Origin of the sequence: Williamsia sp., assembly GCF_036566845.1 — a bacterium.
Classification (GTDB): Bacteria; Actinomycetota; Actinomycetes; order Mycobacteriales; family Mycobacteriaceae; genus Williamsia.
The window spans coordinates 1-2,534 of the sequence record NZ_DATCVM010000257.1 but is presented as its reverse complement, the minus strand read 5'-3'; the positions used below and the strand labels follow the sequence as shown (position 1 = coordinate 2,534).

The window sequence follows — 2,534 nt, the reverse complement described above, 5'->3', positions numbered from 1 at the left end:
GGCACCGCCACAGAATACTGGTTGCCGGAACCGATACCCTTCCGTGTGTGACCGCAGCCCCGGAGGAATGCCCCGGCCCGCTCGTCGTGCGGCGCGCCAGGACCTCCGACGTTCCCGCCATCAAATCGCTCGTCGACATCTATGCAGGCAAGATCCTGCTGGAGAAGAACCTGGTCAACCTCTACGAATCGGTGCAGGAGTTCTGGGTCGCCGAACTCGAGGGTGAGCTGATCGGCTGCGGCGCTCTCCACGTGCTGTGGTCGGATCTGGGCGAGGTGCGCACGGTGGCGGTGCATCCCAAGGTGCGCGGCCGCGGCGTGGGCCACGCCATCGTGGAGCGATTGCTCGCCGTCGCCACCGAACTGCGCCTGCAGCGCATCTTCGTGCTGACCTTCGAGGTCGAGTTCTTCGGCGCGCACGGTTTCAAGGAGATCGAGGGCACCCCGGTCACCGCCGAGGTCTACGAGGAGATGCGCCGGTCGTACGACACCGGTGTCGCGGAGTTCCTCGACCTGTCCTATGTGAAGCCGAACATCCTCGGCAACACCAGGATGCTGCTGACCCTCTGACCCCCACCCGCGCCCGCCGGAATTGCATTCCAGCAGGCGATGACCCGCATTTTTGCTGCTGGCCCTCTTTGCCAGGCTCGTTGTGAGTCAGTTGGAGTCAGTGCGAAGGGGTTGTGGTGTGTCGATCAGTGCAGGATTCAGTATCGCCGAGATTCGTGAGTTCGTTGTTGAGTATCAGCGGGTGCCTCATGGGCAGAAGGGGCCGTGGCTTGCTGCTTCGGGGGTGTCAAACGGTCAGTTCAGACGGTGGCAGGCGGCAGTGTTTGGTGGTGACCTCGACCGCGGCCTGATTCCGCGAGACAGTGGTGAGATGACAGTTCCCCCGGCGCTGCGCAAAGCATTGGCCAAGGTTGATACGGCCAGGCAGGACCGCGACGAGGCCGAACTCGCTCAGCTACGAGAGCGGGTTCGCCAGCTTGAGGCGACCAACGAGGCTCTGGGAAAAGCTATCGGGCTCTTGCACGAGATGAACGTCAACGAGCCCGACGCAGCCCCGCCGACGAGCGATCCCGACGATTCCTCGACCGGGAAAACGAACTCGTCACCGAGCTGACCGCGGCGATCGGTTCGCAACGTCAGGCTCTGGCGGTGATCGATCTGTCACGTTCGACGTGGCATTACCGGTCCAACCCGCGCCTTCCGGTCAGCGATCCCTTGCCGCAGAAGGATCGGGCTTACCCGTCGCGCATCGGTGAGGCCGACCGGGCAGTGATCCGGGACAAGATCCTGGCCGGCTGGGTGGCGGGCATCTCGGTGGACCACTCGTTCGCCGCCAGCTGGGATGCGGGGGTGATGTTGGCCTCGCGGCGTTCGTGGTGGCGGGTTGCCGCCGCGATCAAGGACCAAAGTGCGCGCCCGATCGCACCGACCCGCTCGACGAGCAAGACACCCCGTCAGGCGCCGGTACTCAAAGCGACAGGACCACAACAGGTCTGGAGTTGGGATATCACCGACCTGCGCAGCCCGTGGCGCGGTGTGACGTTCAAGGCGTACTCGATCATCGACATCTACTCCCGCAAGATCGTGGGCTGGCGAGTGGAGGAACGGGAGTGCGACGACCTCGCCGTGGACATGTTTGAAGCTGCGTTCGCTGAGCACGGCCTGCCCGCGGTGGTGCATGCCGATTCCGGGCCGGCGATGCGCTCGACGGTCCTCAAAGACCTGCTCGCCGACCTGGAGATCGGCCAAACGCACAACCGGCCGCGGGTCAGCAATGACAATCCGTTCTCCGAATCGGAGTTCCGCACGATGAAGTACCGGCCGAACTATCCCGGGGTGTTCGATGATCTCGACGCCGCCCGCGCCTGGGTGGGCGCCTATGTGTCCTGGTACAACCAGCATCACCGCCACAGCGGCACCGCGCTGTTCACCCCCGCACAGGTCCACAACGGATCGTGGACACAGCAGTGGACACAACGCGACAAAGCCCTACAGGCCTACTACGACGCCCACTCCGAACGATTCCGCCACCGCCCACGTACCCAAAGTCCCGATCCCGTCGTCGGCATCAACCTGCCCACAGAAAACGACCACGACCGACTCCAAGCAGCTTGACAACGCCCGCCACCTCGCGCTGTTCCGGCTGAGTCTCCTGGGCGCCCCTGCGGTGACCGTACGGGCGGGAAGGCATGACCTGCCGCGCCGACCCCGTTGTCATCGGATGTTAGTAGCGGCTAACGTAACGTGTCAGCGATCGACGTCGATGTCACCTGGAGGAAAAGTTGGTTGACGTCCTGCCCGACCGGGTCGACACTCGCGCACCGGTATACCTCGAGAATCGCGAGGGACTTATCGCGCAGCTCTACACGATCGCCGAACAGCTGGCGCTGGCCAACGCGGGCGGCGGCGAGAAGTACGTCGCCCGGCACCGTAGCCGCGGCAAGATGCTGGCTCGGGAGCGCGTCGAGCTGCTCATCGACCCCGACACGGCCTTCCTGGAACTCTGTCCGTTCGCGGCGTGGGGCA

At 64.4% G+C, this 2,534-nt stretch carries 3 protein-coding genes and 1 pseudogene; all 4 read left to right on the top strand.

Going from position 1 to position 2,534, the window contains the following annotated elements; all coding sequences use genetic code 11:
* Nucleotides 1–47 precede the first annotated feature (47 nt).
* A complete protein-coding gene (locus VIQ49_RS24810; RefSeq protein ID WP_331889249.1) occupies nucleotides 48–569 on the top strand; it encodes an amino-acid N-acetyltransferase in 522 nt (173 codons plus the stop codon).
* Between the two features lie 310 nt (nucleotides 570–879).
* On the top strand, nucleotides 880–1,122 hold the full coding sequence (locus tag VIQ49_RS24805) for a hypothetical protein (protein ID WP_331889248.1): 243 nt from the start codon (nucleotides 880–882) through the stop codon (nucleotides 1,120–1,122).
* Between the two features lie 35 nt (nucleotides 1,123–1,157).
* Nucleotides 1,158–2,123, top strand: a complete 966-nt coding sequence (locus VIQ49_RS24800) for a DDE-type integrase/transposase/recombinase (protein ID WP_331889247.1) — start codon at nucleotides 1,158–1,160, stop codon at nucleotides 2,121–2,123.
* A 167-nt stretch (nucleotides 2,124–2,290) separates the two neighbouring features.
* A pseudogene (locus VIQ49_RS24795) lies at nucleotides 2,291–2,534 on the top strand (acyl-CoA carboxylase subunit beta); the annotation flags it as partial.